Source organism: Ferrovum myxofaciens (genome assembly GCF_000735045.1).
GTDB lineage: Bacteria > Pseudomonadota > Gammaproteobacteria > Burkholderiales > Ferrovaceae > Ferrovum > Ferrovum myxofaciens.
Map to the genome: position 1 here is coordinate 1 of NZ_JPOQ01000360.1, position 438 is coordinate 438.

Consider the following 438-nt stretch of genomic DNA (forward strand, 5'->3'; position numbering starts at 1 on the left):
CTGGGTCAGTTGAATCAGGGTGACCTGAGGCTTTACCACCTTGTCCACTTCGCGACTGAGACCGTACAAAAACGCCAGCACCATCATCCCTTCCAAAAATGCGGCTAATGCAGCCGCTCGAGGCATATTCATTGCTTTTTCCATCAATGGGCCTCCTCCGTTGCATGGGCAGCCAGACCGATCTGGGTAATCCCAGCCTGACGACAGGCATCCATCACCTTCATCATGGACTGGAGCGAGGTGGTTTTTTCGCCTGCAATGGTTACCACCACCTTGTCCGGATCCCCTTGTGCCTTGAGTCGCACCGTCAGAGCCTCGGCCGTCAACTTCTGACCCTCCACGGTAATATCCCCCTCGTCATCCACATTCACCAGTACCTTGGGGGGCTCCAGAGCCGTGGTGGTGGAACTCTTGGGCATTTTGGATGCTACACCGGTG

General features: G+C 55.7%; 1 protein-coding gene. It reads right to left on the minus strand.

The window, feature by feature from the left end; genetic code table 11:
* Positions 1 to 143: 143 nt before the first annotated feature.
* On the minus strand, positions 144 to 438 hold a 295-nt coding region (locus tag IV91_RS0114015), incomplete at its 5' end, for an ExbD/TolR family protein (protein WP_031599462.1).